The following is a 24,732-nucleotide window of genomic DNA, read 5'->3' as shown; positions in this document are numbered from 1 at the left end:
GCCCGCAATGCCCTAATGCTGGTGGCCCTCGTCGCCGTGGTCGTGACCGCAACACCCGTGATCGTGCTCGGCCTCCTCGGCCACCTCGCGGCGTACGGCATCCATGTCCACGGCACGGGCCTGGCCTATGATCTCTTCCAGGGCCTTTTTCGGCAGACTGCCGGGTTGCGCGAACAGGATGATCTGGTCGCGGAAGATCATCAGGGTCGGGATGGAGCGGACCTGGAAATGGGCGGCAAGCTCGGTCTCGGCCTCGGTGTTGATCTTCGCGAAGACGATGTCCTTGTGCTGCTCGGAGGCCTCCTCGAAGATCGGACCGAAGGCCCGACAGGGGGCGCACCACGGGGCCCAGAAGTCGACGATGACGAACGGATTCGTGTCCACCAGCTGTTCAAAATTTGCCTTTGTTGCCTCGACTGTGGCCATGGATATCCCTCGAAAAATGTTCCATTATACAGCACGGAACGGGCCCTGGTCGCGTAAAAAGTAGGAAAATCATGGCACGCGGTTTGCTTGGCGGGTCCCTGGGGGAGGGGAGACGTGTATCCGAAACTGCTTTACGAGACTCTGCCGGTCTTTTACGCGGTCGCCGCCTGGGTGTGCATGAAGGCCCTGCCGCGGCCCTATGCGCTGCTGCCCACGGCGGCCTTTGCGCTCGCCGCCGTGTTGGTGGTCATCCAGCGCTGGTATTACCGCCGGCAGTTCCACGGCCCAGAATAGCCGGTCCAGTCAGAGGTGAAGGCGCGCCAACCACAGGCGCGTGAGCAGGCCGGCCTCGGTCATATAGCCGGCGGCCACGAAACGGATGCGGCCGCGCGGCCCTAGGATGAATGCCATCGGCAGGACGCGCACCCCGTAGCGGTGGGCGATGCGGCCGTGGCGGTCGAGGATGACGGGGGTGCGCCAGTGGTGGTCCGCGGCGAATGCGCGCACGGCCGCCGCCGGGGATTGGGTGGCCACGACGACCACCGGGGCATGGCGCGCCACCGCCTGGACCGCACCCTGGTCGGCGCGGCATACCGGACACCAGGTCGCAAAGAAATCGACGAGCAGGACGCGCCCGGCCGCGATCGGCGGGACGTGCCCGTTCAGGCTCGCACGCGCCAGCGGCGGCGCGCGCCCATCGGCGGCGTGGCGTGTGAGGTAGGCATTGCCGGCCAGGATGAGGGCCGCCGCTGCCAGCAACTCGAGGGCCCCTCGACCCACGCGGCTCACGTAAGGAGCGTAAGCCCGAGGTGGTGCAGCGGCTGCACCACCAGTATGGCGATGAGCTCCAGACCTATGACTACCAGCACCGGCGAGAGGTCGATCCCGGAGATCAAGGGTAGCAGGCGTCGAGCCGGACGCATGAACGGCTCGGTCAGGTGGATGGCAAGATCCGTGAACGGGTGCTCGCCGTAGGGACTTACCCAACCCATGAGTACGCGCACGAAGATCGCTGCGATCAGGACATAGAGCGTAAGCTGGATCAGATCCGCGAGGCTCAGGATCAGGATGCCCGTAAAGTGCGGCACCACGCGCTCGACGAGCGCCATCAGCGTGATCTTCAGGGCCTCGAGCATGATGAGCAGTGCCGCGGACGCGAAGTCGATCCCAAAGAAGCCCGGTATCAGGCGCCGTAAGGGCAGGAGCGGACCGTTCGTCACGCGTACCACGAACTGGCTGAAGGGGTTGTAGAAGTCGGCGTGGGTGAGCTGCAGCAAAAAGCGCAGCAGCACCAGAATGACATACATCCCGAACAGGGTATCGATGAGAAAGGCCAGGGCCTGGCTGAGATAGCTCACGCCGCCCCCAGTTGCTCGCCCAGCTCGCGCGAGCGATCGCAGGCTGCTTGCGCGGCACGTCCGAGCATCTCCATGAAGCCCTCGCTCAGGAGGCTCTTTATGGCGCGCTCGGTGGTGCCGCCCGGGGATGTGACGCGCGCGCGCAAAAGCGCGGCCTCCCCGGGGTGGTCGTGGACCATGCGCCCGGCGCCGGCGGCCGTGCCCCCGGCCAGCGCCGCGCTCAGGTCCCGCGGGAGTCCCAGCTGCGCGCCGGCGGCGGCGAGCGCCTCGACCATCAGAAAGAAGTAGGCGGGCCCGCTCCCGGAGATCGCGGTGGCGGCATCCATGAGGGCCTCGTCTGTGAGCCAAAACACCTCGGACACCGCGCCCAATACGGTCGCCGCCGCTTCGCGGTGCCCCGGGGTGGTCTCATCATTGGCCCACAATACGCTGACCCCGGCGTTCATCAAGGCCGGGGTGTTCGGCATGGCGCGAACGATGGCCGGCCCGCCGCCTAGCCAGCGCGCGATGTCCGCTGCGCGGATGCCGGCTGCCACCGAGACTATGAGCGGCCGGCGCTCCCGAACCCTGGGTGCAATGGCGGCGCACAGGTCGCGCATGCCCTGCGGCTTTACCGCCAATACCAGGACGTCGGCGCGCGTGACCACGGAATCGTTGTCCGCTGGGGTGCTGATTCCGAGGTCGTGGACACGTTGCCGCTTGTCGGGATGCGGATCGGAGACCACGATACGTTCCGGCGCCATGCGCGATGCCAGGCCGGAGGCGAGCGCCAGACCCATGTGGCCCGCGCCGATGATGCCTATCGAGAAGTTTTGCATGGGGTGAGTGTAAGGGGACTCTTCCTCCAGGGAAAGACCGCCTTGTCTCCGCGCTCGCGCTCGTTATACTTCAACATACCACCACCCTGGTAGCCCACACCTCATGGATATCGCGGAACTCCTGGCCTTTTCCTATAAACAGAACGCGTCGGATCTGCATTTGTCGGCCGGTTTGCCACCTCTCATCCGTGTCGACGGCGACGTCAAGCGCATCAACGTAGACCCATTGGATGAGCGCGCCGTGCACAATATGGTCTACGATATCATGAACGACAAGCAGCAAAAGGAGTATGAGGAGCGGCTGGAGTGCGATTTCTCGTTCGAGCTGCCTAACATCGCGCGCTTTCGTGTTAATGCCTTTAATCAGAATCGTGGCCCGGGCGCCGTCTTTCGGACCATTCCCTCGAAGGTGCTGACCCTCGAGCAATTGAACGCCCCCGGAATCTTCAAGCAGATCGCCGACCAGCCGCGCGGTATCGTGCTGGTTACGGGCCCCACGGGGTCCGGCAAATCCACCACCCTGGCGGCGATGATAGACCACATCAACGAGAGCCGACGCGAGCACATACTGACCATAGAGGACCCGATCGAGTTCGTGCATACGAGCAAGAACTGTCTTATCAATCAGCGCGAGGTTCACCGGGATACCCTGGGGTTCGAGAACGCCTTGCGTTCGGCGTTGCGCGAAGATCCGGACGTCATCCTGGTCGGCGAATTGCGCGATTTGGAGACCATCCGCCTCGCGCTCACCGCCGCCGAGACCGGTCATCTCGTATTTGCCACCCTGCATACAAGTTCCGCGGCCAAGACCATAGACCGCGTGGTGGACGTGTTCCCGGCGGCGGAGAAGGAGATGGTACGCTCCATGCTCTCGGAGTCGTTGCGCGCGGTGATCTCGCAGACGCTGATGAAGAAGGTCGGTGGCGGGCGCATCGCCGCCCACGAGATCATGATCGGCACGCCCGCCATTCGCAACCTAATTCGCGAAAACAAGATCGCGCAGATGTATTCAGCCATTCAGACCAGCCAGTCCGTGGGTATGCAGACCCTCGATCAGTGTCTCATGGAGCTCGTGCGGTCGCGTCAGGTATCGGTCGAGGAGGCGCGCGGCAAGGCGGCGAACAAGGACGCATTCGCAAATAACAACGGGGCGGCCGCCGCCGCGCGGAGGTAGGATGGGTTTCCTCGATCTCTTGCGGCTTATGGTCGAAAAAGGCGCCTCGGACCTTTATATCACGGCCGGGGTGGCGCCCAGCCTGCGCGTGGACGGAAAACTGGCGCCAGTGGCGCGCCAGGCGCTCACCGCAGACCAGGCCCGGCAGTTCGTGTATAGCATCATGAACGAGGAGCAGCGTAGCGAGTTCGAGGAGACGAACGAGTGCAATTTCGCCATCAACCCGCAGGGCGTCGGACGCTTTCGTGTCAACGTTTTCCGGCAGCAGCAGCGGGTCGGCATGGTGTTGCGCAAGATCGAGACCCGCATTCCGCATTTCGAGGAATTGAATCTTCCACCGGTATTGAAAGAGATTGCCCTTACCAAGCGCGGACTCGTGATATTCGTAGGCGCCACGGGTTCCGGAAAGTCGACCTCGCTTGCCGCCATGGTGGGCTACCGCAATCAGTATTCGAACGGGCATATCATCACCATCGAGGACCCGATCGAGTATGTGCACGAGCACAAGAATTGCATCATCACCCAGCGCGAGGTGGGCGTCGACACGGATTCGTTCGAGACAGCCCTGAAGAACACCCTGCGTCAGGCGCCCGATGTGATCCTCATAGGCGAGGTGCGCGCGCGTGAGACGATGGACTATGCGATCGCGTTTGCCGAGACCGGACACCTGTGTCTTACCACGCTCCATGCCAATAGCGCGAACCAGGCCCTTGATCGCATCATCAATTTCTTTCCGGAAGATCGGCGCGCACAGCTCCTGATGGATCTCTCCTTGAACCTGAAGGCCGTGATCTCGCAGCGCCTCATTCCGAAGAAGGACGGTGCCGGGCGCGTGGCGGCAGTCGAGATCATGATCAACACCCCGTTGATCGCCGATCTCATCCTGAAGGGGGAAATTCACGGTATCAAGGAGCTCATGGCCAAATCCGAGGAGGCGGGCATGCAGACCTTCGATCAGGCACTGTTCGGTTTGTATGAGGCGGGCTTCATAGATTACGACGAGGCTATGCGCAACGCCGATTCGCAAAACGACCTGCGGCTGCGCATCAAGCTGCACGGCAAGGGTGCGAAAGAGGCGGTACTCGGTGACTCCCTGCGCAACATCACTTTCTAGGCAGAGGCGCAATTTGCGCTGCATTTACGCGTCGTAACTGGTAAGATGTCGGCGTGCTGATCCCTGTCCCATGTTGCCAAGTACGCGCATGTCCCGTGGCGCAGCGGGTGATTTTTGCGTGAACCGCGACCGGCCCATAGGGGTGTTTGACTCAGGCATCGGTGGCCTGACTGTCGCGCACGCCTTGATGTCGGCCCTGCCAAACGAGCGCATCGTCTATTTCGGCGATACCGCGCGGCTCCCCTATGGAACGAAGTCGTCGGCGACGGTGGCGGGGTATGCCGCGCAGATCACCGATTTCCTCCTAAAGCGCGACGTCAAGATGCTGGTCGTTGCCTGCAACACCATGGCCGCCGTGGCCCTCCCGATTGTGACAGGCCTGTCCCCGGTACCGGTCGTCGACGTACTCGATGCCGGGGCGCGGGCGGCCGCGGTGTCGAGCCGCTCGGGGCGCATCGGCGTGCTCGCCACCCTGACCACGGTAAGCTCACAGGCCTATGAGCGTGCCATCCGTGCGCACGCGCACCATGCGCGCGTCATATCCCAGGCCTGTCCGCTGTTCGCACCGCTCGTGGAGGAGGGTTGGCTGGATCACCCGGTGACCGAGCTCACCGCCCGTGAGTACTTGCGGCCGGTGCTTGCCGAGGAGGTCGACACGCTGGTGCTCGGTTGCACCCATTACCCTTTGCTGAAACCCCTGCTCGCGCGGCTTGCGGGGCCCGCGACCCGGCTTGTGGACTCCGCCGAGACGACCGCGGCGCAGGTGGCGGATCTCCTTGCTGCGCGGGACCTTCGGCGCACCGCCGCGGAGGAGCCGGTACACGAATACTATGTGACCGATCTGCCGCAACGGTTTCGGGCGGTGGGCGCCCTGTGCCTGGGACGCCCGCTCCCGGAGGTTCAGCTGGTGCATTGGTAGAAGACCATGGGCGACACGCCTTTATTGCGCTTTGCGCAGTGGTACTGGCCGGGCAGGCCACCGCTCGCCGACAGCTGTTGGGTGGTCGCGACCGCCGCGCGCGCGTGTGCCGCCCAGGAACTGCTGGCCGCGCTGCAAGGCGCCGGCCACGGACCGCTCGCGCTGCTCTTGCTAGACGAGGGCGGCTACGAGGGGCCGCTGCCGTGGGTGCGCATGCCAGCGCTCGGCGCCGCGCGTATCCTCTCCCGACTGAAGCCTCGCATCCTGTTATGTCTCGACGATGACCCACGGGCGCGTGCCGCGGCGGCCGCCGCGTCCTGTCCCGTGGCGTGGGTGAACGGGCGCGCACCTGAGCTCCTTTCGCTTGGTGCGGTGGCGGTGGCGAGCGAGGCGGTAGCGTTGCGTATCGGTGGGGGCGTGGTGACGGGCGATCCGCTCAGTGCATGGCCGGCAGCGCCCGAGGCGCCGGCCGACACGCGCTTTTGTGAGCGCTTCCAGGCGGTGCGCAAGGCCGGCCGTTGGGTCGTTTATTTCGCCGGCACCGAGCCTGGCGAAGAGGCGCTCGCCTACACGACCTTTCTGGCCTTGTCGGCCGGTAGCGGCGGCCTGCTGGCGCTTGCGCCCCGCGATCCGGGGCGTCATGAGGAGGTCTACCGGGAGGCCATAAAGTACCACCTGACCACCGTGCGCCAGTTGCGACTCATGACCTCGGAGGTACCGTCCAAGACTCGCGTGTATTACATCGAGAGTGCCGAGGCGCGCCACGCTATGCACGGGTGCGCGGACCTTATCGTAGCCGGCGGGACACTGGTCGGCGGGGCGCCCTTGCCGCCCGAGCCGCCCGTTGCCGGGGCGGCAATCCTGGCCGGTCCTTATCCGCGCAACCCCTTGCTCGCGGCCGCGGTCGATGCCGAGGTCGTCGTATCGTGCGCGGGCGTAGCGGATCTCGCGCGTGTCGCCGGCACATGGCTTGCCGATGCCGCCGGGCGCGGGCGCATGGCGCAGGCCCTCGGGCGCTGGGTGACCTCGCAGCCCGGGGCCCGCGCGCGCTTCCTGGCGTGGTTTGCTGAGGTTTCGCGTGGCGCGGCGTAGCTCTCGCGCCTTCGGGCTCCAGGTTCATGCGCATGGCGGCAAAGAGTGCCTGCCGTGTGATCGCGGCCGTCAGCCGTTTCGATAGGTCGGGGCGCGGATACGGGCCCAGAAACCACCTACCAGTGCCGTGGATAAGGTAGTTTGGGTGGTCGTCGATCCGGGCCCCGGACGCCCTCGCGCGATCGCCGCCTGACCACGGTTGAAATTGCGCCTCCGGGTCTCCACAACAGGATACCGAGACGTCAGTGGAGGCACGGGATGATCTTCCGCCAGCTCGTCGAGCCCTTGTCCAATACCTATACGTACCTGCTTGGCTGCGAGCACACCAAGCAGGCGTTGCTCATCGATCCGGTGCTACCCGCCTGGGAGCGTGATCTGGGGGTGGTGCGCGAGCTCGGGTTGAAGCTCGCCTACACCGTGGAGACCCATGTGCACGCCGACCACATCACCTCGGGCCTGCGTCTGAAGCGCGAGACCGGCAGCCGCATCGCCGTGGCCGCGCTCGAGGGCTTGGCGTGCGCGGATGTCGCCATCGAGGACGGCCAGCCGCTCGTCATGGGCGCCGTCACGCTCGAGCCGCGCCATACCCCCGGGCATACCGCCGCGCATATGGCCTATGTGGCCGGCGACAAGGTCTTCACGGGCGATGCCCTGCTGATCGACGGCTGCGGGCGCACGGATTTTCAGAACGGGGATGCGCGGGCCCTCTATCGGAGCGTGCATGAACGTCTGTTCACCCTGCCAGACGACCAGCTCGTCTATCCAGGCCACGATTATCACGACCGTCGGGTGTCCACCATCGCCCAGGAACGCACGCGGAATCCGCGTCTCGGCGGGGGACGGACCCCAGAAGAGTTTCTCGCCATCATGCGCGAACTCAGGCTCCCTTATCCCAGGTTCATCGATTACGCGGTCCCGGGCAACGCGGCGTGCGGCGAATGTCCGCCGCTACTCCCGCCGCAGTGGCAGGAATACTGCGAAGCCATGAAGGTGAGCCCGCAAGGCTGATATCCCGACCCGCCAACCCCGTCCATCCCCGTGTTTGGGAGGCGATGCCGGGGGGCTGAGACCGGGCCCAGGCCCGGTGCGTCTCCCCCAAGACGTGCCGGGCCAATCCATGGATAATAAGGGCCTTACCCACGCGAAGCGAGCCCAAGGTTCGATGGACGACCGTTATTCCCCGATCGATGTAGAGCGCGAGGCCCAGGCGTTCTGGGCGCAGGCCCGGAGTTTCGAGGTGACCGAGGATGATGCGCGTCCGAAGTTCTATTGCCTGTCCATGTTTCCCTATCCGTCCGGGCGGCTGCACATGGGGCATGTGCGCAACTACACGCTCGGGGATGTGATCAGCCGGTGGCGGCGCATGCAGGGCATGAATGTCCTGCAGCCGATGGGTTGGGACGCCTTCGGGCTGCCGGCCGAGGGCGCCGCCGAGCGCAATGGGGTGCCTCCCGCGCAATGGACCTACGACAACATCTCCGCCATGCGCGATCAATTGAAGCGCCTGGGTCTGGCCTATGACTGGCGGCGCGAAATCGCCACCTGCCGTCCCGAATATTACCGATGGGAGCAGTGGCTGTTCACGCGCCTGTATCGTAAGGGGCTCGCCTATCGCGCTACCGCGCCGGTCAATTGGTGCCCCAAGGATCAGACCGTGCTCGCCAATGAACAGGTCGTGGATGGGCGCTGCTGGCGGTGCGATACCCTGGTCGAGCGCCGCGAGATCCGGCAATGGTTCCTGCGCATCACCGCCTACGCCGACGAGCTCCTGGCGGGGCTCGACGCGCTCCCCGGATGGCCGGAGCGGGTCGCGACCATGCAACGCAACTGGATCGGGCGCTCCGAGGGGGCCGAGATCCGGTTTGCGGTGGAGGGTTACGGGACGCTCACGGTATTTACGACCCGGCCGGACACGCTCATGGGAGTGACCTATCTGGCGGTGGCTGCCGAACATCCCCTGGCGGTGGCCGCCAGCGCCGGGTGCCCGGAGGTGGCGCGGTTTCGTGAAGAGTGCCGCGTGATGCAGACCGCCGAGGCGGCTGTCGAGACCATGGAAAAACGCGGCGTCGACACCGGCCGGCGGGCGATCCACCCCTTGACCGGCCGCACCCTGCCGGTGTACGCCGCCAATTTCGTGCTCATGGGCTATGGCGAGGGGGCGGTGATGGCGGTCCCCGCGCATGATGAGCGCGACTTCGCGTTCGCGCAACGCTACGCACTGCCGGTGGTCCCGGTGGTGGTCCCGGAGGGCTATCAGGGCCATGCTGGGGATCTCGTGCGTGATGCCGCCTACACCGGCCCTGGGCGCCTGGTGGACTCCGGGCCGTTCACCGGGCTTACCTCGGAGGCGGCACGCGCGCGCATCGTGGAGGCGCTGGCAAAGATCGGGGCCGGCGCCCCGCGCGTACAGCTCAGGCTGCGTGATTGGGGCGTGTCGCGACAGCGTTACTGGGGTACGCCGATCCCCATGATCCACTGTAAGGCGTGCGGCGTGGTGCCGGTTCCGGACCAGGATCTGCCGGTGCGCCTGCCGGAGGATGTGGTCATCACCCAGGGTGGCTCGGCGCTCGCCGTGCGCGCAGACTTCGTGAACGTCTCCTGCCCGCAGTGCGGCGGCGCGGCACGGCGCGAGACCGACACCTTCGACACCTTCATGGAATCGTCCTGGTACTACGCCCGCTACTGCTGCTACGACAACGATCGTGAGATGCTCGATGCGCGTGTGCGCCATTGGCTGCCAGTCGACCAATACATCGGCGGCATAGAGCACGCCATTCTCCATCTCCTTTATGCGCGGTTTTTCAACAAGCTCCTGCGCGACGAGGGACTTTTGGGCAACGACGAGCCCTTCACGCGCCTGCTCACCCAGGGCATGGTCCTGAAAGACGGGACCAAGATGTCCAAATCCAAGGGGAATACCGTCGATCCGCAGGCCTTGATCGCGCAATACGGCGCCGACACCGCGCGGCTTTTTATCATATTCGCAGCGCCCCCGGAGCAGTCCCTGGAGTGGAGCGATGAGGCCGTGGCCGGTGCTCATCGGTTCTTGCGGCGGCTATGGGGTATTGCGCGCGGCGCGGCGCAACGGCCACGTCCCGCGGACGGGGACTATGACGAGGTCCATAGGTTGTTGCGTGCCGACATACAAGCCCTGCTCGATCAGGCCTTGCGTGACTATGAACGGTATCATTTCAATACCGTGGTGGCGGCCTGCATGAGCCTTGCCAATATCCTGCAAAGGCTCTTGGATGAGCCGGTGTCGGACTCCGGCATGCGGCTATTGTACGAGGGCCTCGGCCTCTTGTTGCGCCTGCTGGCGCCGATCGTGCCGCATATCACCCATCGCCTGTGGCAGGAGTTGGGGTTTGCGCCGGAGGCAATCGTCGATGCCCCCTGGCCGGCCGTCGATGTCGAGGCCTTGAAGCGCGCCACCATGCGGCTTGTCGTCCAGGTCAACGGCAAGCGCAGGTCCGAGATCACGGTGGCTGCCGACTGCGATCGGGCGACGATCGAGGCGGCGGCCCTGGGCGACGAGGCGGTGGCACGTCATCTCGCGGGCCGACCGGTGGTCAAGGTGGTGGTGGTCCCCGGGCGTCTCGTCAATATCGTCAGCGCAAACGGATGAGGTACCTTGCGGTTGCGGGGCTTGCGGCGCTCTTCCTGGCCGGCTGCGGCTTTCATCTGCGTAGCGCCCACGAATTCGCGTTGCCGGCCTCGCTGTCGGTGCTGCGTGTACGCATGCCTTCAAGCGGTCTCAAGTATCCGGGGCTCGTGCTCGTCGTCCGTCACGCCCTGGAAGACCGCGGGGTGCGGATCGTGGACCACCGCAAGGCCCCGACGGTGGTGCTCGGCGGCGAGATGATGAACCCGGTCGTCGTAACCCTGAACAGCAACGGCGGGGCGAGCGCCTACCTGCTCGATTACGCCGTGACCTTCAGTCTCGTGGGGCCCGGCGGGAGGCTGCTTATGGCACCGCGTACGGTGCGCGTGCAGCGCGAGTACAGCTTCAATCCCGAGAACGTGCTGGCGATGGCCCGCGAACAGAGTTATCTCGAGCGCCGCATGCGTCTGTCGGCCGCCCGCCAGATCGTGTGGGCGCTGGCTACCTATAAGGGGCCGCCGGCGGTCGCCGCCGCGCCTCACAAACCTCATGCTCCTTAAAGCCGAAGATCTTGCCGCGCGGCTGGGCGATCTGCGCCGTGTCTACCTCGTGTGCGGGGATGAACCGTTCCTGGTGGAGGAGGCCGTGGCGCGGATCGTCGCGGCGGCCATTGCCGCCGGGGTCGGCGAGCGCCAGCGCTTCTTCCTCGAAAGCGGGTTTTCCTGGGGGCAGTTTCGGGAGACCCTGGCCTCGCCCTCGTTGTTTGCTGCGCGCAGCCTCTACGAGTTGCGCGCCCGCGAGGCCCGCGAGGGTCTGGGTCGCGAGCTGCCCGCGTGCCTGCCGCTGATTGCGCCGGACGCCGTTTTGTTGGTGGTGACCGGGGCGCTCGACCGGGCCGCGCAGAAGGCTGCGTGGGTCGAGGCGGTGGCGCGCGAGGGCCATGTCGTGGTCGCCACCCCTTTGGTAGGTGAACCGCTCGTGACGTGGGTGCGTGCGCGCCTGCGCGAGGCCGGGATAGTGGATGAGGAGCTCGCGCGGCGTATCAGTTATTTCACGGAAGGTAACATGGGGGCTGCGGCCGATGCCGTCGCGCGCCTCAAGTCCGAGCCGCACCCAGGCGTCGAGGCCTTGGCGGCGATCATGGGCGATGAGGCGCGGTTCGATGTATTTGCGGTCACCGATGCCGCCCTGAAGGGCGATCTCGCCGCTACCTATCGCTACACGAATCGCTTGCGCATGGAGGCGCGCGACCCGATACTGGTATCATGGGCGCTGACGCGCGAGGTGCGCTTGCTCGGTCGCATGGCCTCCCGGCAGGCGCGCAAGGCGCCTCTTGCCGAGCTCTTTCGGAACGAACGCGTATGGGCGGCGCGTCAGGCGCTGCTGGTTGCGGCGTTGCGGCGGCTCTCGGCAGCGCGCCTGCACGATCTGTTGCAGGCGTGCGCCGAGCTCGACCGTACCAACAAGGGACGGGCGGACGGGGATGCGTGGACCCTGATAGAGCGCGTGGCCCTGGGGCTTGCGGGCATGCCCGGCGGAGGCGGGGTGGGGTGATGACGGATATCGTGACTTATATGGAGGCGCTCGGGCGCGCGGCACGCGAGGCCGCGCCGGCCATGGCGCGCGCGCCGACGGGGGTCAAGAACAAGGCGCTGTCCGTGGCCGCCGAGGGCATGCGCACACATGCCGCCTTGATCGGTGCGGAAAACGAGCGCGATGTGGCGGCGGCGCAAGCCGCAGGCCTGGACGCAGCACTCGTCGATCGTCTCACGTTGACCCCGGAGCGCATCGAGCACATGGCGCAGGGATTGTTGGCGATCGCGGCCCTTCCCGACCCTGTGGGCGAGATCAGCGGGCTTGCGATGCAACCCTCGGGTATTCAGGTGGGGCGCATGCGCGTGCCGCTTGGCGTGATCGGCATCATCTATGAATCGCGGCCCAACGTGACCGCTGATGCCGCCGGGCTCTGCCTTAAGTCCGGCAACGCCGTCATTTTGCGCGGCGGTTCCGAGGCCTTGCATTCCAACGCCATCATCGGCCGTTATCTGCGCGAAGGCCTGGCCGCGGCCGGCCTTCCGCCCGGGGCCCTGGGGCTTGTCGAGACCACCGACCGGGCGGCCGTGACCCACTTATTGCACATGCAGGGCGAAGTCGACCTCGTCATCCCGCGCGGCGGCAAGGGGCTGGTCGAGCTCGTCGCCCGTGAGGCCCGCATGCCGGTCCTGAAGCATCTGCACGGGGTGTGTCACGTCTATATCGATGACGACGCCGACGCCGCCAAGGCGCTGGCGGTGGCGGTGAATGCCAAGACCCAGCGCTATGGGACATGCAATACCATGGAGACCTTGTTGATCGCCGAGCGCCGCGCAGACGAGCTGCTGGCGCCGCTTGTGTGTGCCTATCGCGCACACGGGGTCGAGTTGCGTGGCTGTCCCAAGACCCGTGACCGGGTGGCGGACATGGTGTCGGCCACCGAGGAGGATTGGGAGACCGAGTATCTGGCGCCGATCCTCGCGATCCGGGTGGTGGCCGACGTGGATGAGGCGATCGCCCATATCGGCCGCTACGGCTCCCATCATACCGATGCCATCGTGACTGAGAACTGGACGCACGCCCAGCGCTTTTTGCGGGAAGTGGACTCGAGCTCGGTGATGGTCAACGCCTCGACGCGTTTTGCCGATGGTTTCGAGTACGGTCTGGGGGCGGAGATCGGTATCAGCACCGATAAGCTCCATGCGCGCGGCCCGGTCGGGCTCGAGGGTCTCACGTCTCAGAAGTTCGTGGTTTGGGGTGACGGGCATATCCGCCGATAATCGGGCACTCCTGGGGGTTTTCGGTGGGACCTTCGATCCGGTGCACCGCGGACATGTCGCGGTCGCCTGTGCCCTCATGCGCGCCTTGCCGTTGTCGCGTATCGTGTTCGTCCCTGCGGCCCGGCCGCCGCACAGGCCCACACCGTTCGCCGATGCCCACCACAGGCTCGCGATGCTGCGCCTGGCGCTCGCCGGCGACCCCCGCTTTGACATCGATGAGGTCGAGTACGAGCGCGAAGGGCCCTCCTACATGGTCGATACCCTTGCCACCCTGCGTGCCCGCCATGGCCGGCCACTGGCCCTGATCCTCGGGGCGGATGCCTTCGCCGGCCTGCCGGCCTGGCATCGCTGGCGGCGCATCCTGGGTCTGGCGCACATCATTATCGTGAGCCGCCCGGGTTTCGACGATAGGCTCCCGGAATGGGTCCGGCCGCGACTCGTGCGCTGCGGGGCGGATCTGCTGGACGCCGACCACGGCCGGGCCTTGCGGTTTACCGCCAGCGCGCGCCCCGAATCCGCCACGGCCTTGCGCCAGGCGCTGGCCGACGGTATCGCCCCCGAGGCGTGGCTGCCGCCCGGGGTACCGGCCTATATTGAGGCCCATGGACTGTATCGGAGATCATCGCATCATGACGAAGGTTGAGCGGGTACGAGAGGCGCTGGAGCAGGCCAAGGCCGACGATATCGTGGTCCTCGATGTACGGTCCTTGACCGATATCACCGACACCATGATCGTCGCCAGCGGGACATCCACCCGCCATGTGACGTCGATCGGGCGCAAGGTCGACGATGCGCTGCGCGCGGCCGGCTACAAACCGCAGGGTGTGGAAGGATTGAGCGACGGCGAATGGGTGCTCATCGACTGCGCGGATGTCATCACGCACGTCATGCACCCAAAGACCCGGGCGTTCTATGCCCTGGAGAAGCTCTGGTCCGAGGAGTTCGGGGCGCGCGACGAGGCCTGCCGCGAGCGCGGCCCGCGACGTTGACCGATGGCCATGCGTGTGCTGGCGGTCGGTACGCGGGTCCCTGCCTGGGTGCAGGCCGGATTCGCGGACTATGCCCGTCGTTTGTCCGGCCCCTACCGTCTGGAGTTGACCGAGATCACGCCGGCGCGATGGACGCGTGCAAACGACCGGGATAGGCTCAAGCGCGAGGAGGGCGAGCGGCTCCTGGGCGCCGCGCCGCGCCAGGCCCTGCTTGTGGCACTCGATGTCGAGGGGCGCATGCGCACGAGCGAGGCGTTGGCCCGCGACCTCGAGACGTGGCTGGCCGCGGGCCGTCCACTCACCTTCCTGGTTGGGGGCGCGGAGGGACTGGCGGATGCCTGTCTCGAGGCGGCCTTCGACCGCTGGTCGCTGTCGCCGCTCGTGTTTCCACACGCCCTGGTGCGGGTCATGCTGGCCGAACAGCTGTATCGGGCCTACAGCGCCTTGAGCGGGCAGCCTTACCATAGGGGGTCGTCTTGATTTATCTGGCCTCGGCCTCGGAACGTCGGCAGGAACTCCTAAAGCAGATCGCGGTGGCGTTCGTGACGCTCGTGCCGGACATCGACGAGACGCCGCACGCAAGCGAGGCGCCGCTTGCCTATGTGCAGCGGATGGCCCACGAAAAGGCCGTCGCCGGGACGCGCGAGCGCGACCGGCGGGGGCTTGCCAGCGCGCCGGTGCTGGGCGCCGACACCATCGTCGTGCATGACGGCGCGATACTGCATAAGCCCGATGATGCGCCCGCGGCGCGCGCGGCGTTGCGCCGCCTGTCGGGGGTCGAACATACCGTGTACACCGCCCTATGCCTGCTCGGTCAGGGGCATAACGAGGTGGTGGCGCGTAGCGATGTGACCTTCAAGAGGCTTTGCGAATCCGAGATCGACGCCTATTGCGCGACCGGGGAACCGATCGGCAAGGCCGGGGGCTATGCCATCCAGGGACGCGCGGCGTTGTTCATCGCGCGTCTCGTAGGGAGCTATTCGGGCGTCGTCGGTCTGCCCTTATACGAATGCGGTCAGCTGCTGGCAGCCGAGGGCCTTTTGTGAGCGAGGAGATCCTGATCAATGTGACGCCCCAGGAGACGCGCGTTGCGGTCGTCGAGAATGGGGTGTTGCAGGAGGTCCATATCGAGCGCGCCAGTCACCGCGGCCTTGTCGGCAATATCTATAAGGGCCGGGTGTCGCGCTTCCTCCCGGGCATGCAGGCGGCATTCGTCGACATCGGGCTCGAGCGTACCGCGTTTTTGCAGACCGCGGAGATGAAGTCCGGCAACGGCGCCCCCGCGCTCATCGAGGGTCAGGACCTGACCGTGCAGGTCGTCAAGGACCCGATCGGGACCAAGGGCGCGCGGCTTACGACCCAGATCAGCCTGCCGGCCCGCTACGTCGTGTACATGCCAACCAGCGACCATATCGGCATCTCTCAAAAGATCGACGATGAGGAGGAGCGTGAGCGGTTGCGTGCCGCGGTGCGCTCGGCCATGGGCGACGAGCCCGGGGGCTTCATCCTGCGCACCATGGCCGAGCAGGTGAGCGAGGAGGAATTGAGGCGCGATATCCGCTACCTGCGCAAGCTCTGGCAGCGCCTATCCGAGCGTATGCGCGAGCCCGACCGGCATGGTCTGGTCCACGAGGACCTGTCGCTCGTGCTGCGCGCCATGCGCGATCTCGTGCGCGACAATATCGAGAAGGTGCGTATCGATTCGCGCGAGATGTATACCAAGGCCCAGGAGTTCGCCCTGGAATTCGTGCCCGACGTAGCCCCGCGCATCGAGTATTACCCGGGCGAGCGCCCGATCTTCGACCTCTACTCCGTGGAAGACGAGATCAAGCGCGCCCTGGATCGGCGGGTGGCGTTGAAGTCCGGAGGTTATCTCGTCATTGACCAGACCGAGGCCATGACCACGGTGGATGTAAATACCGGCACCTATGTCGGGCATCGCAACCTCGCCGAGACCATCTTCAAGACCAACCTCGAGGCCGCGCATGCCATCGCCCGCCAGCTGCGGCTGCGTAATCTCGGGGGCATGATCATCGTGGATTTCATCGATATGGGCGATCCCGATCACAAGCGCCAGGTCTTGCGCGCCCTCGAGCGCGCGCTGGCCCGCGACCGTGTCAAGGCCTCCATCGCCGATATGTCGGCCCTGGGGCTTGTGGAGATCACGCGCAAGCGCACCCGCGAGAGCCTGGAGCATCTGTTGTGCGAGACCTGTCCGGCGTGCAAAGGGCGCGGCGTATTGAAGACCCCCGAGACCGTGACCTACGAGATCTTCCGGGAGATCCTGCGCGAGGCCCGGCAGTTTGGCACGGACCAGTACCTGGTGGTGGCCTCCCAGGTGGTCGTCGACCGGCTTTCAGACGACCAGGCGCAGAGTCTGGCGCGCCTGCAGGAGTTCATCGGCAAGCCCATTCATCTCCAGGTCGAGCCGCTCTACAATCAAGAGGAGTACGAGGTCGTCCTGACTTGAGTCGTAGATGGCGATGCACAGACGATGCCCTTGAGGGGAAATCGGGGTTGGTGATTTCATGGTAGGGCTCAGGCGGCGGGCATATATCTTCTGGCACAACCGAAGTCGCGGTGCGCGTTATGCCCTGGCAACCGCGGGTGCGCTGTTCGCGTTGCTCATCGTAGCGCTCGCTACCAGCCCGCTGTGGCTTACCCCGCTCTTGCAGACCGAAAAGCCGGCGCTCGAGGCGGCCCTGACGCGCGACCTGGGCGCGCCGGTGCGTGTGCGCGCGGTCGCGGCGCGGGTCGATTGGCGGCCGGGGATCATGCTCCGGGGGGTCACGGTCATGGGCCGGGCGGGGCCGGCCGTGGCGCTGCGCGCCGTGCGCGTCGATCTGTCGTGGCTGGCCTTGACGCGCGCACGCTTGTGGCCGGCGTTCATCGGCATCGACGGCGCGCGCCTCAATCTTCGCAAGACCGCGCACGGCGTGCACGTCGTGGGGCTTGTCCATCACTCGCAACAGCCCTTCCATTGGCGCCGGTTCCTGGCGGCGATGCATGCCATGAGTCTGCATGCCGGACAGGTCGCGATTGCCATGCCGGGGCGGCCCATAGTCTCGCTCCAAGCGCTCGATGCGAGCTGGACCACGGGTATCAAGGATCATACTTTGACCGGTGCGGCGACGATTCCGGGGGTGTGCGGCCGCTGTCTGGTGACCGTCGAGTTTTCGGGTCACGGGGTTTCACCCAAGCATTTCCGCGGCGCGCTTGGGGTGCATGCCATGGCCCTCGACCTGCACGCCGCCGCCGCTCTCACCGGGCGCCGCCGGCTGCGCCCCTTGGCCGGCACCGTGGGCGGACAGCTATGGACCACCTGGAATCGTGGCCGTCTCGATTTCGTCGGGGGCGATGTGGCACTGGCGCACGCCTTCGTGCCCGCCAATCGTTTCAGCCATGCGCTCGCGATCGCCGGCCTGTCCGGCCGCTTCAGCCTGAAGATCGATCCCCAGGGTTTCCGCTTTTACGCCGCCGATGTGCGCTCGTCGGTTGCCGGGGTGCGTTCGCATACAGGCAGCGTCTATGTGGCGCACCAAGGGGCCTTTTGGGATGTGGACACCGAGCGCCTGCACCTCACCCAGGTCGCCTACGTGGCCGCACGCCTGCGCTCGCTCAACCCGAAGGTGGCCTCGTGGCTGGCCTTGCGGCCCCGGGGTACCCTCACGCGCCTGCATCTGCGCTTAGGGCCGCGATGGCGCTATCATGTGCGGGCGCGCTTCACGGGTCTTGGTCTGGGGCGCGCCCGGTCCGGGCCGTTCTTTGCCCATGCCGCGGGCCGACTCATCGCCGGTACGCATTTCGGGCGCGTCGTGCTAAGCGGCCTGCATGGTCTCGTGCGCGGACCGGCCGCCCTGCCCGGCCCGCTCACCGTTCAGGCTCTGACCGCCGAGCTCTCTTGGCACAAGGACGCGCAGGGCCTGTCGTGGGAACTCCCCGCCCTGCACCTAGCCTCGACGGCCGGGACCGTCGATGCCGCGGCGAGCGGGGCGCAGGAGGCGGGCCAGGGTCAGGTGCTGCTGTTGGGGGCGGCCTTGCATGATGTACGCATATCCGCCCTGAAGGATTTGTATCCACGAACTATGCGCGGTCATCTGCGCCAGTGGCTGACGCGCACCGTACGCGGCGGGGTCATAACAGCAGGCCAGGTCACATTCAAGGGGCCGCTCAAGGGCTTCCCGTTCCGTAACGGTGGCGGCCTGTTCCAGGCCACGCTGCACATAAGGCATGGCCGTTATCGTTTCCTGCCCCATTGGCCGAGCGCGCGCCATCTGGCGGTGACCGTGACCGATCATGATGCCCAGCTTTCCGTACAGGGATCGGGGGTCCTCGGCGGGGTGGTGGTACCGGCACTTTCGGTACGGGCCGGTCCGCTTGGGACACCGATGGGCCTTGCCACCGTGCGCGTGCATACCCAAGGCGGTCTGGGTGACCTTCTTGCGGTCGTCCTCCCGCATGTCCGCGCCGGGCTACGTACCGTGCTCCCGGCGACGATCTCGGGGGGCGGGGGGGCGCGTCTCGCGCTCATCCTGCACATCCCGTTCTCGCGTCGCCAGGGACCGCTTACGCTCCATGGGCGTATCAATCTCGCGCATGCGACCCTACGCTATCCCCTGGGATCGAGGGTCTTGCACTGGCGGGCCCTGGCCGGGTGGGCCACGTTCAATGATGCCGGACCCGAGAGTGCGCGGCTCTCGGGTCGTCTGCTCGGGGGGCCCTTCACGCTCGCCCTGACCCCCCGTCGCCACGGCGGAGTACAGGGACAGGCGACGGGCCAGATCGATGCCGCGCATGTGAAGGCCCTGGCGGGTCCCGCCCGGCGCTACGTAGGCGGCGCCGTGAGCTGGCAACTGCATGTGATAGCGGGGCGGCGCCTGCGGGCGCAGGTGACCGCCGATGTGCGCCAGTTGGCGCTGCATCTGCCCTATCCCGCAGGCAAGGCCCGCGGGGTCCCGGCGGTTGCACATTTTACGCTCCTGAGCGACCACAACGGGGTATTCGCGCGCGGCGGTGTGGCGCACCACCTGACCTTGGCGTATGCCGGTGCGAGCAACGGCCCCCATGGTCTGTGGGTCGGCGTCGGCTCGGCGGTGGCCCCGAAGACCGTGGGTCGGGGGCTTGCCATCGGTGTCCGCAGCGGCTATCTCGCAGTCGCGCCGTGGCTGACGTTCGTCCAGACCCTCAATCAGGCGCATGTCAAGGTGGGAATGCGCCCGCTGGTCACGCCCCGCGCCTTTACGGCGTATGTCGGGTCATTGGCATGGGCCGGGCGTTCGTTTGGGACCGTCCATGCGCGCTTCCGGCGCCATGGGTCGGCATGGGCGGGTGTCCTCGAGGGGCCGGATATCGCCGGGACCCTGGACTGGCGCCCGCAGCCGCGGCCCACCGTCGTGTTGCAGCTAGACCACCTGACCATACCGGCACCATCCCATGGGACGTCCGCCACGGGCCAGGGGTCGCCGATCCGCGATCCCGAGCATCTGCCGGCGATCCACTTTACCGCCAACAGTCTCACCGTCGGCCGCCACTACATCGGCCGGGTCGTGATCGACGGCGCGCCGTATGCTGACGGCTTTCGTTTTCAGCAGATCGATCTCGTGCGACCGCACGCGAGCTTGACGGGATTCGGGCAGTGGAGCGTGCACGGCGGCCTCCCCGAGTCGCTGTTCACATTCGCCTTCCACAGCCAGAATTTCGGGCATATGCTGGACGCCTGGGGCCTCCCTCATCAGCTCGCAGGCGGGCGCGTGACTGCGCACGGGACCTTGAACTGGCCGGGGGGGCCAGCGGCGTTCTCCGTGAAAAGGCTTGAGGCCAATATCCGGTTTCTGGCACGCAATGGCCGGTTCGTCAAGGTACAGCAAGGGGCCGGCAAGCTGCTCGGGATCTTCAATGTGGATTCCATCACCCACTATCTGACTTTGGACTTCAGCAGTATCTTCGGGCGCGGATTTGCCTTCGACCGCATCGATGGCGATCTGATCGCCGACAGCGGCGTGGCCGAGACGCGTGGCATCCATATCGAGGGCGCGTCGGCCAACGTGCTTGTGTCGGGCAAGACCGACCTGGTCGCCAAGACCTTCGATCTGCGCGTGCGGGTACAGCCGCATATCCAGAACAATGTCACGCTCGCCACCGGTCTCCTGGGTGGTCCGATCGCGGGCGCGGTGGTATTACTCATGCAGAAGATATTCGCCCATGAGATCGATCAGGGGACGCGCCTTACCTATTACATCAAGGGGCCATGGAGCCGACCGAACGTTCAAAAGAAGACGGACAAGGGCTGATGGCGACGGTCGCCGCCATCCAGATGAGTTCGGGACGGGACGTCGGCGCCAATCTCGCCGCCGCCGAGGCGGGCCTGCGTGCGGCCCAGGCGGGCGGCGCGCAGCTCGCGGTATTGCCGGAGAACTTCGCGCTCATGGCCGATTCCCCAAGCTCGCGCCTGCGTCACGCCGAGACCGACGACGGCGGGCCGATCCAGGACGCCCTCGCGTATCTTAGCCGGACACTGTCTTTGTGGATCGTGGCCGGGACCATCGCGCTCCGCTCCCGTGACCCCGCCAAGGTCCGGTCGGCGTGCCTTGTGTTCGATGACCGGGGGGAACGCGTCGCGCGTTATGATAAGATCCACCTTTTCGACGTGGATCTGGGGCCGGGCGAGCGTTACGCCGAGTCCGACGCCTTCGAGGCCGGCGACACGGTCGTGACCGTGGCCACGCCGTGGGGTCGCCTCGGGCTTGCCATCTGCTACGATCTGCGTTTTCCTGAACTGTTTCGCGCGCTGCTCGATGCGGGCGTGGAAATCGTGGCCCTGCCTGCGGCATTCACGGTCCCGACGGGCGCGGCGCACTGGGAGGTCCTGGTGCGTGCTCGGGCCATCGAAAACAGTTGCTATATCGTTGCGTCGGCGCAAGGCGGGCGACACGACAACGGCCGCGCCACTTTTGGGCACAGCCTGATCGTCGATCCCTGGGGCGCGGTCCTGGCAGAGCGGCCCGAGGGCCCCGGGATCGTGACCGCGCAGATCGACCGGGCATCCGTGGCCGCGGTTCGCCGCCGCCTTCCTAGTGTCATGCATCGGAGATTGTGATGACGACAGAGACTTTTCATAACCGCAACCTGGACCGTGCCCGCGAGGCCCTGCTGGCCCCCGCGGGGATTGGCGCGGGCGAGATCGATCAGGTCATGGGGCGTATGCTTGGTCACCAGATCGACTATGCCGACCTGTACTTCCAGTATAGCCGCCAAGAGTCCTGGTCCCTGGAAGAGGGTCAGGTCAAGTCGGGGAATCGGCACATCGAGCAGGGCGTCGGGGTGCGCGCGATCGCCGGCGAGAAGACCGGATTTGCTTACTCCGACGAGATCGTCCTGCCGGCGCTCCTCGATGCCGCCACCGCGGCGCGCGCCATTGCCCGTAGCGGACAGGAACAGACCGCGGCCCTTAGCGCGCGTGATGGCGGCGCGCTGTCGTTGTATCAGCCGCTCGATCCGCTTCTGAGCCTCGAGGATACCGCCAAGGTGGCGTTGCTCGAGCGTGTCGAGCAGGAGGCGCGCCGCCTCGATCCGCGCGTGACGCAGGTGATGGCGAGTCTGGGTGGCTCGCAGGAGACCATACTGGTCGTACGCAGCGACGGCGTCATGGCCGCCGACGTGCGGCCGCTCGTGCGCCTCAACGTGACGGTCATAGTGGAGCAGGACGGCCGCCGCGAGCATGGTACGTCGGGGGGCGGCGGACGCACCGATTACGGATACTTTCTGACCGAGGAGCGGGCGCTCTCTTACGCCCGCGAGGCCGTAAGGCAGGCGCTCGTGAACCTCGAGGCGGCACCGGCGCCGGCCGGGACCATGCAGGTGGTCCTAGGTCCGGGGTGGCCCGGGATCCTGCTGCATGAGGCCATAGGTCACGGGCTCGAAGGCGACTTCAACCGCAAGGGGACATCGGCCTTCGCCGGGCGACTGGGCGACAAGATCGCCGCCGATACCTGCACCGTGGTCGATGATGGGACCTTGCCGGGACGCCGCGGCTCCCTGAATGTCGATGACGAAGGAACCCCGACCCAGAGCACGGTGTTGATTGAGCGGGGCGTGCTGCGCGGCTATATCCAGGATCGCATGAATGCGCGCCTCATGGGCATGGCGCCCACCGGCAACGGGCGTCGCGAGTCCTATGCCCATCTCCCCATGCCACGCATGACCAACACCTACATGCTCGCCGGACAGACGCCGCCCGAGGAGATCATTGCCTCGGTCAAGAAGGGCCTGTATGCCGTGAACTTCGGCGGAGGCCAGGTCGACATCACCTCCGGCAAGTTCGTGTTCTCGGCGTCCGAGGCCTATCTCATCGAGAACGGCCGTATCGGGCGGCCGGTGCGCGGCGCGACCATCATCGGCAATGGTCCGGATGTGTTGACGCGCGTGGCCATGGTCGGCAACGACCTGGCCCTCGATAGTGGTGTTGGGACCTGCGGCAAGGACGGCCAGAGTGTGCCGGTGGGTGTCGGCCAGCCGACCCTGCGCATAGATGGTATGACGGTGGGGGGGACGGAGGAATGACGGACGCCATGATCACGACGGCCAAGACTGCGCCTTCGCTCGAGGACTTGGCGGCGCAGGCCCTCGATCTCGCGCGCCGCCAGGGGGCGAGCGCCGCGGAGGTGAACGCCGGGCTCGGGGCCGGGCTCTCGGTGACGGTCCGTAAGGGCGAGGTCGAGACCGTCGAACACCACCGCGACAAGAGCCTTTCCATCACCGTCTATTTCGGGACGCGCAGCGGATCGGCGAGCACCGCGGATTTTCGCACGCAAGCCTTGACGGAGGCGGTCATGGCGGCCTGCGCCATCGCTCGCCATACGGCCGCCGATCCCTATAACGGTCTCGCCGATCCCGCGCACCTCGCGCGCGATATCCCCGATCTCGACCTCCACCATCCCTGGCCGCTGTCGATGGAAGAGGCAATCGAGATTGCCCGACGCGGCGAGGATGCGGCGTTTGCCGCCGATCCCCGCATCCGCAATTCCGAGGGCGCGAGCGTCACCACCCATGACGGGACGGATGTCTATGCGACCAGCCATGGTTTTCTTGGGACCGTGCGCGCGAGCCGCCACGGGATCAGTTGCGCGGTCTTGGGCGAGGATGGCAACGGCTCGATGCAGCGCGATTACGACTATGCCATGGTGCGTGATCCCCGCGACCTGCCGGCGGCCGAGGAGGTCGGGCGCGGGGCGGCACGGCGCACGGTGCGCCGGCTCGGCGCCCGCCAGATCAAGACCTGTCAGGTCCCGGTCCTCTACGAGGCGCAGGTGGCGCGCAGCCTGGTGTCGCACCTGGTGTCGGCGATCAGCGGCCCAAGCCTTTACCGGCGCTCGTCATTTCTTCTCGATAGCGTCGGCACCGCCTTGTTCCCGGCCTGGGTCCACTTGTATGAGGAACCGCACCGCAAGAAGGCGATGGGCAGCGCGCCCTTCGATGGCGAGGGCGTGGAGACCCGCTATCGCGATCTCGTGACCGACGGTGTGTTGCGCCGTTACTGTCTCGACAGTTATTCGGCGCGCAAGCTGGGTCTTGTCACGACCGCCAATGCTGGTGGCGTGCATAACCTCACGGTGGCCTCCGGTCCCGAGGATCTGGCGGGCCTCTTGCGCCAGATGGGACGGGGGCTGTTTGTGACCGAGCTCATAGGATTTGGGATCAACGGTGTCACCGGGGATTATTCACGCGGAGCGGCCGGTTTCTGGGTGGAAGGCGGCGAGATCGTCCATCCGGTGGAGGAGATCACCATCGCCTCGAATCTGCGGGATATGTATAGGGGGCTTGTCGCCGTAGGGCGCGATGTCGACACCCGCCACAATGTGTGCACGGGCTCGTGGCTCGTGGAGCGGATGACGGTCGCCGGCGGCTGATCAGCCGCCAAGGTCCATCTCGAAGGTGTTGTCGCAGACGGCAAGGCCCAAACCGGCCGTGAGCCGATGCGAGTGCCGGGACAAGGTCGCATGGACGCGCGCCCGAACGCGCATGTCCTCGAGTATCCACGCGATATCGGCGGGATGGCATAGCCGGCCTGCGGAACGCAGGTGACGGATCGCGATGGTCGTGGGCCCGACGTCACACAGGACCGGCAGGGGGAGATCCAGGGGCAGGATGAAGCGGTGCGCGAGCCACAACACGGGGCTGTGCCGACTGGGCGGCTGGCGTATATCGATGCGAAAGTGTCCACCCCCGCCCCCGAGCTTCAGGAGTTCCTCCAGCCAGTCGAGCGTAAGACCTTGATGGACGATGAGCGTGCGACCCTGGTAACGGGCAAAGAATCGATCGAGCAGGCGTCTATCGCGACGCTGCGCGAACATCCGCATCAAGGCCTTCATGGGCCGGATCATGCCAAGGTCGCGACATCGGCACAAGCGCGGCGTGAGGCGACGCGAAGGG

General features: G+C 66.2%; 24 protein-coding genes. 19 read left to right on the top strand and 5 right to left on the bottom strand.

The features are described 5' to 3' along the window. Positions 1–12: 12 nt before the first annotated feature. Entirely contained in the window at positions 13–426 is a 414-nt protein-coding gene (trxA, locus tag C4900_RS13390) for a thioredoxin (protein ID WP_065972002.1), read from the bottom strand. A gap of 114 nt (positions 427–540) precedes the next feature. On the opposite strand from trxA, the gene C4900_RS13385 reads away from it, so the two are divergent. Continuing rightward, entirely contained in the window at positions 541–720 is a 180-nt protein-coding gene (locus C4900_RS13385; protein WP_065972001.1) for a hypothetical protein, read from the top strand. Positions 721–729: 9 nt separating this feature from the next. Here the strand turns inward: C4900_RS13385 and C4900_RS13380 are convergent, their stop codons facing one another. Genes C4900_RS13380 through proC form a run of 3 tightly spaced genes read right to left on the bottom strand, consistent with a single transcriptional unit; the run spans position 730 to position 2,602 of the window. Then, complete coding sequence (locus tag C4900_RS13380; RefSeq protein ID WP_065972000.1) at positions 730–1,215, bottom strand: redoxin domain-containing protein; 486 nt, start codon at positions 1,213–1,215, stop codon at positions 730–732. Further along, positions 1,212–1,784 (bottom strand): YggT family protein, encoded by a 573-nt coding sequence (locus C4900_RS13375; protein WP_083996259.1) that lies wholly within the window; start codon positions 1,782–1,784, stop codon positions 1,212–1,214. Before C4900_RS13375 ends, C4900_RS13380 begins: the two co-directional genes overlap by 4 nt. Continuing rightward, entirely contained in the window at positions 1,781–2,602 is an 822-nt protein-coding gene (gene proC, locus C4900_RS13370; RefSeq protein ID WP_065971999.1) for a pyrroline-5-carboxylate reductase, read from the bottom strand. The genes C4900_RS13375 and proC overlap by 4 nt, the downstream gene beginning before the upstream one ends. Positions 2,603–2,705: 103 nt before the next feature. On the opposite strand from proC, the gene C4900_RS13365 reads away from it, so the two are divergent. The 18 genes from C4900_RS13365 to pmbA all read left to right on the top strand — a co-directional run bounded on the left by C4900_RS13365 (position 2,706) and on the right by pmbA (position 24,209). Further along, a complete protein-coding gene (locus tag C4900_RS13365; protein ID WP_065971998.1) occupies positions 2,706–3,776 on the top strand; it encodes a type IV pilus twitching motility protein PilT in 1,071 nt (356 codons plus the stop codon). A gap of 1 nt (position 3,777) precedes the next feature. After that, entirely contained in the window at positions 3,778–4,890 is a 1,113-nt protein-coding gene (locus tag C4900_RS13360; protein WP_065971997.1) for a PilT/PilU family type 4a pilus ATPase, read from the top strand. 118 nt (positions 4,891–5,008) lie between these two features. Beyond that, the gene (murI, locus tag C4900_RS13355; RefSeq protein WP_218060518.1) at positions 5,009–5,809 is read left to right on the top strand and encodes a glutamate racemase; all 801 of its coding nucleotides are present in this window, start codon (positions 5,009–5,011) and stop codon (positions 5,807–5,809) included. Between the two features lie 6 nt (positions 5,810–5,815). Then, a complete protein-coding gene (locus C4900_RS13350) occupies positions 5,816–6,901 on the top strand; it encodes a hypothetical protein (protein WP_065971995.1) in 1,086 nt (361 codons plus the stop codon). A gap of 258 nt (positions 6,902–7,159) precedes the next feature. Further along, positions 7,160–7,909 carry an MBL fold metallo-hydrolase gene (locus tag C4900_RS13345; protein ID WP_065971994.1) on the top strand — a complete coding sequence of 250 codons (750 nt, stop codon included), beginning with the start codon at positions 7,160–7,162 and terminating at the stop codon, positions 7,907–7,909. A 154-nt stretch (positions 7,910–8,063) separates the two neighbouring features. Then, positions 8,064–10,526, top strand: coding sequence for a leucine--tRNA ligase (leuS, locus tag C4900_RS13340; protein ID WP_114283233.1), 2,463 nt, complete (start codon positions 8,064–8,066; stop codon positions 10,524–10,526). After that, positions 10,523–11,062, top strand: coding sequence for an LPS-assembly lipoprotein LptE (locus tag C4900_RS13335; protein ID WP_065971992.1), 540 nt, complete (start codon positions 10,523–10,525; stop codon positions 11,060–11,062). The genes leuS and C4900_RS13335 overlap by 4 nt, the downstream gene beginning before the upstream one ends. Further along, positions 11,052–12,056, top strand: a complete 1,005-nt coding sequence (gene holA, locus C4900_RS13330; protein ID WP_114283232.1) for a DNA polymerase III subunit delta — start codon at positions 11,052–11,054, stop codon at positions 12,054–12,056. The genes C4900_RS13335 and holA overlap by 11 nt, the downstream gene beginning before the upstream one ends. Further along, positions 12,056–13,315 carry a glutamate-5-semialdehyde dehydrogenase gene (locus tag C4900_RS13325; protein ID WP_114283231.1) on the top strand — a complete coding sequence of 420 codons (1,260 nt, stop codon included), beginning with the start codon at positions 12,056–12,058 and terminating at the stop codon, positions 13,313–13,315. Before holA ends, C4900_RS13325 begins: the two co-directional genes overlap by 1 nt. Further along, complete coding sequence (nadD, locus tag C4900_RS13320) at positions 13,293–13,958, top strand: nicotinate-nucleotide adenylyltransferase (protein ID WP_170132541.1); 666 nt, start codon at positions 13,293–13,295, stop codon at positions 13,956–13,958. The genes C4900_RS13325 and nadD overlap by 23 nt, the downstream gene beginning before the upstream one ends. Beyond that, positions 13,945–14,304 carry a ribosome silencing factor gene (rsfS, locus tag C4900_RS13315; RefSeq protein WP_065971989.1) on the top strand — a complete coding sequence of 120 codons (360 nt, stop codon included), beginning with the start codon at positions 13,945–13,947 and terminating at the stop codon, positions 14,302–14,304. The genes nadD and rsfS overlap by 14 nt, the downstream gene beginning before the upstream one ends. 3 nt (positions 14,305–14,307) lie before the next feature. After that, positions 14,308–14,784, top strand: a complete 477-nt coding sequence (gene rlmH, locus C4900_RS13310; protein ID WP_065971988.1) for a 23S rRNA (pseudouridine(1915)-N(3))-methyltransferase RlmH — start codon at positions 14,308–14,310, stop codon at positions 14,782–14,784. After that, positions 14,781–15,350: a Maf family protein gene (locus tag C4900_RS13305; RefSeq protein WP_065971987.1), complete on the top strand. Its 570-nt coding sequence runs from the start codon at positions 14,781–14,783 to the stop codon at positions 15,348–15,350. Before rlmH ends, C4900_RS13305 begins: the two co-directional genes overlap by 4 nt. Next, the gene (gene rng / locus C4900_RS13300) at positions 15,347–16,774 is read left to right on the top strand and encodes a ribonuclease G (protein ID WP_065971986.1); all 1,428 of its coding nucleotides are present in this window, start codon (positions 15,347–15,349) and stop codon (positions 16,772–16,774) included. Before C4900_RS13305 ends, rng begins: the two co-directional genes overlap by 4 nt. A 58-nt stretch (positions 16,775–16,832) precedes the next feature. Beyond that, positions 16,833–20,594 (top strand): YhdP family phospholipid transporter, encoded by a 3,762-nt coding sequence (locus tag C4900_RS13295; RefSeq protein WP_114283229.1) that lies wholly within the window; start codon positions 16,833–16,835, stop codon positions 20,592–20,594. Then, positions 20,594–21,400 (top strand): carbon-nitrogen hydrolase family protein, encoded by an 807-nt coding sequence (locus C4900_RS13290; protein WP_065971984.1) that lies wholly within the window; start codon positions 20,594–20,596, stop codon positions 21,398–21,400. The genes C4900_RS13295 and C4900_RS13290 overlap by 1 nt, the downstream gene beginning before the upstream one ends. Continuing rightward, positions 21,400–22,863 carry a metalloprotease TldD gene (gene tldD / locus C4900_RS13285; protein WP_065971983.1) on the top strand — a complete coding sequence of 488 codons (1,464 nt, stop codon included), beginning with the start codon at positions 21,400–21,402 and terminating at the stop codon, positions 22,861–22,863. The genes C4900_RS13290 and tldD overlap by 1 nt, the downstream gene beginning before the upstream one ends. Further along, positions 22,860–24,209 carry a metalloprotease PmbA gene (gene pmbA, locus C4900_RS13280; RefSeq protein WP_114283228.1) on the top strand — a complete coding sequence of 450 codons (1,350 nt, stop codon included), beginning with the start codon at positions 22,860–22,862 and terminating at the stop codon, positions 24,207–24,209. The genes tldD and pmbA overlap by 4 nt, the downstream gene beginning before the upstream one ends. Here pmbA and C4900_RS13275 read toward each other — a convergent pair whose 3' ends face one another. Next, entirely contained in the window at positions 24,210–24,671 is a 462-nt protein-coding gene (locus tag C4900_RS13275; RefSeq protein ID WP_083996255.1) for a hypothetical protein, read from the bottom strand. Positions 24,672–24,732 lie beyond the last annotated feature (61 nt).

The sequence above is a fragment of the Acidiferrobacter thiooxydans genome (assembly GCF_003333315.1).
GTDB lineage: Bacteria > Pseudomonadota > Gammaproteobacteria > Acidiferrobacterales > Acidiferrobacteraceae > Acidiferrobacter > Acidiferrobacter thiooxydans.
The sequence above is the reverse complement of the archived record's forward strand: the minus strand, read 5'-3'. Positions and strand labels throughout refer to the sequence as shown.

Coding starts and splice junctions, on each gene's coding strand:
- C4900_RS13325 (WP_114283231.1), top strand. CDS start 12,056: ATGACGGATATCGTGACTTATATGGAGGCGCTCGGGCGCGCGGCACGC.
- rlmH (WP_065971988.1), top strand. CDS start 14,308: ATGGCCATGCGTGTGCTGGCGGTCGGTACGCGGGTCCCTGCCTGGGTG.
- holA (WP_114283232.1), top strand. CDS start 11,052: ATGCTCCTTAAAGCCGAAGATCTTGCCGCGCGGCTGGGCGATCTGCGC.
- leuS (WP_114283233.1), top strand. CDS start 8,064: ATGGACGACCGTTATTCCCCGATCGATGTAGAGCGCGAGGCCCAGGCG.
- C4900_RS13360 (WP_065971997.1), top strand. CDS start 3,778: ATGGGTTTCCTCGATCTCTTGCGGCTTATGGTCGAAAAAGGCGCCTCG.
- pmbA (WP_114283228.1), top strand. CDS start 22,860: ATGACGGACGCCATGATCACGACGGCCAAGACTGCGCCTTCGCTCGAG.
- proC (WP_065971999.1), bottom strand. CDS start 2,602: ATGCAAAACTTCTCGATAGGCATCATCGGCGCGGGCCACATGGGTCTG.
- C4900_RS13350 (WP_065971995.1), top strand. CDS start 5,816: ATGGGCGACACGCCTTTATTGCGCTTTGCGCAGTGGTACTGGCCGGGC.
- tldD (WP_065971983.1), top strand. CDS start 21,400: ATGACGACAGAGACTTTTCATAACCGCAACCTGGACCGTGCCCGCGAG.
- C4900_RS13295 (WP_114283229.1), top strand. CDS start 16,833: ATGGTAGGGCTCAGGCGGCGGGCATATATCTTCTGGCACAACCGAAGT.
- C4900_RS13275 (WP_083996255.1), bottom strand. CDS start 24,671: ATGAAGGCCTTGATGCGGATGTTCGCGCAGCGTCGCGATAGACGCCTG.
- trxA (WP_065972002.1), bottom strand. CDS start 426: ATGGCCACAGTCGAGGCAACAAAGGCAAATTTTGAACAGCTGGTGGAC.
- rsfS (WP_065971989.1), top strand. CDS start 13,945: ATGACGAAGGTTGAGCGGGTACGAGAGGCGCTGGAGCAGGCCAAGGCC.
- C4900_RS13290 (WP_065971984.1), top strand. CDS start 20,594: ATGGCGACGGTCGCCGCCATCCAGATGAGTTCGGGACGGGACGTCGGC.
- C4900_RS13365 (WP_065971998.1), top strand. CDS start 2,706: ATGGATATCGCGGAACTCCTGGCCTTTTCCTATAAACAGAACGCGTCG.
- C4900_RS13345 (WP_065971994.1), top strand. CDS start 7,160: ATGATCTTCCGCCAGCTCGTCGAGCCCTTGTCCAATACCTATACGTAC.
- C4900_RS13335 (WP_065971992.1), top strand. CDS start 10,523: ATGAGGTACCTTGCGGTTGCGGGGCTTGCGGCGCTCTTCCTGGCCGGC.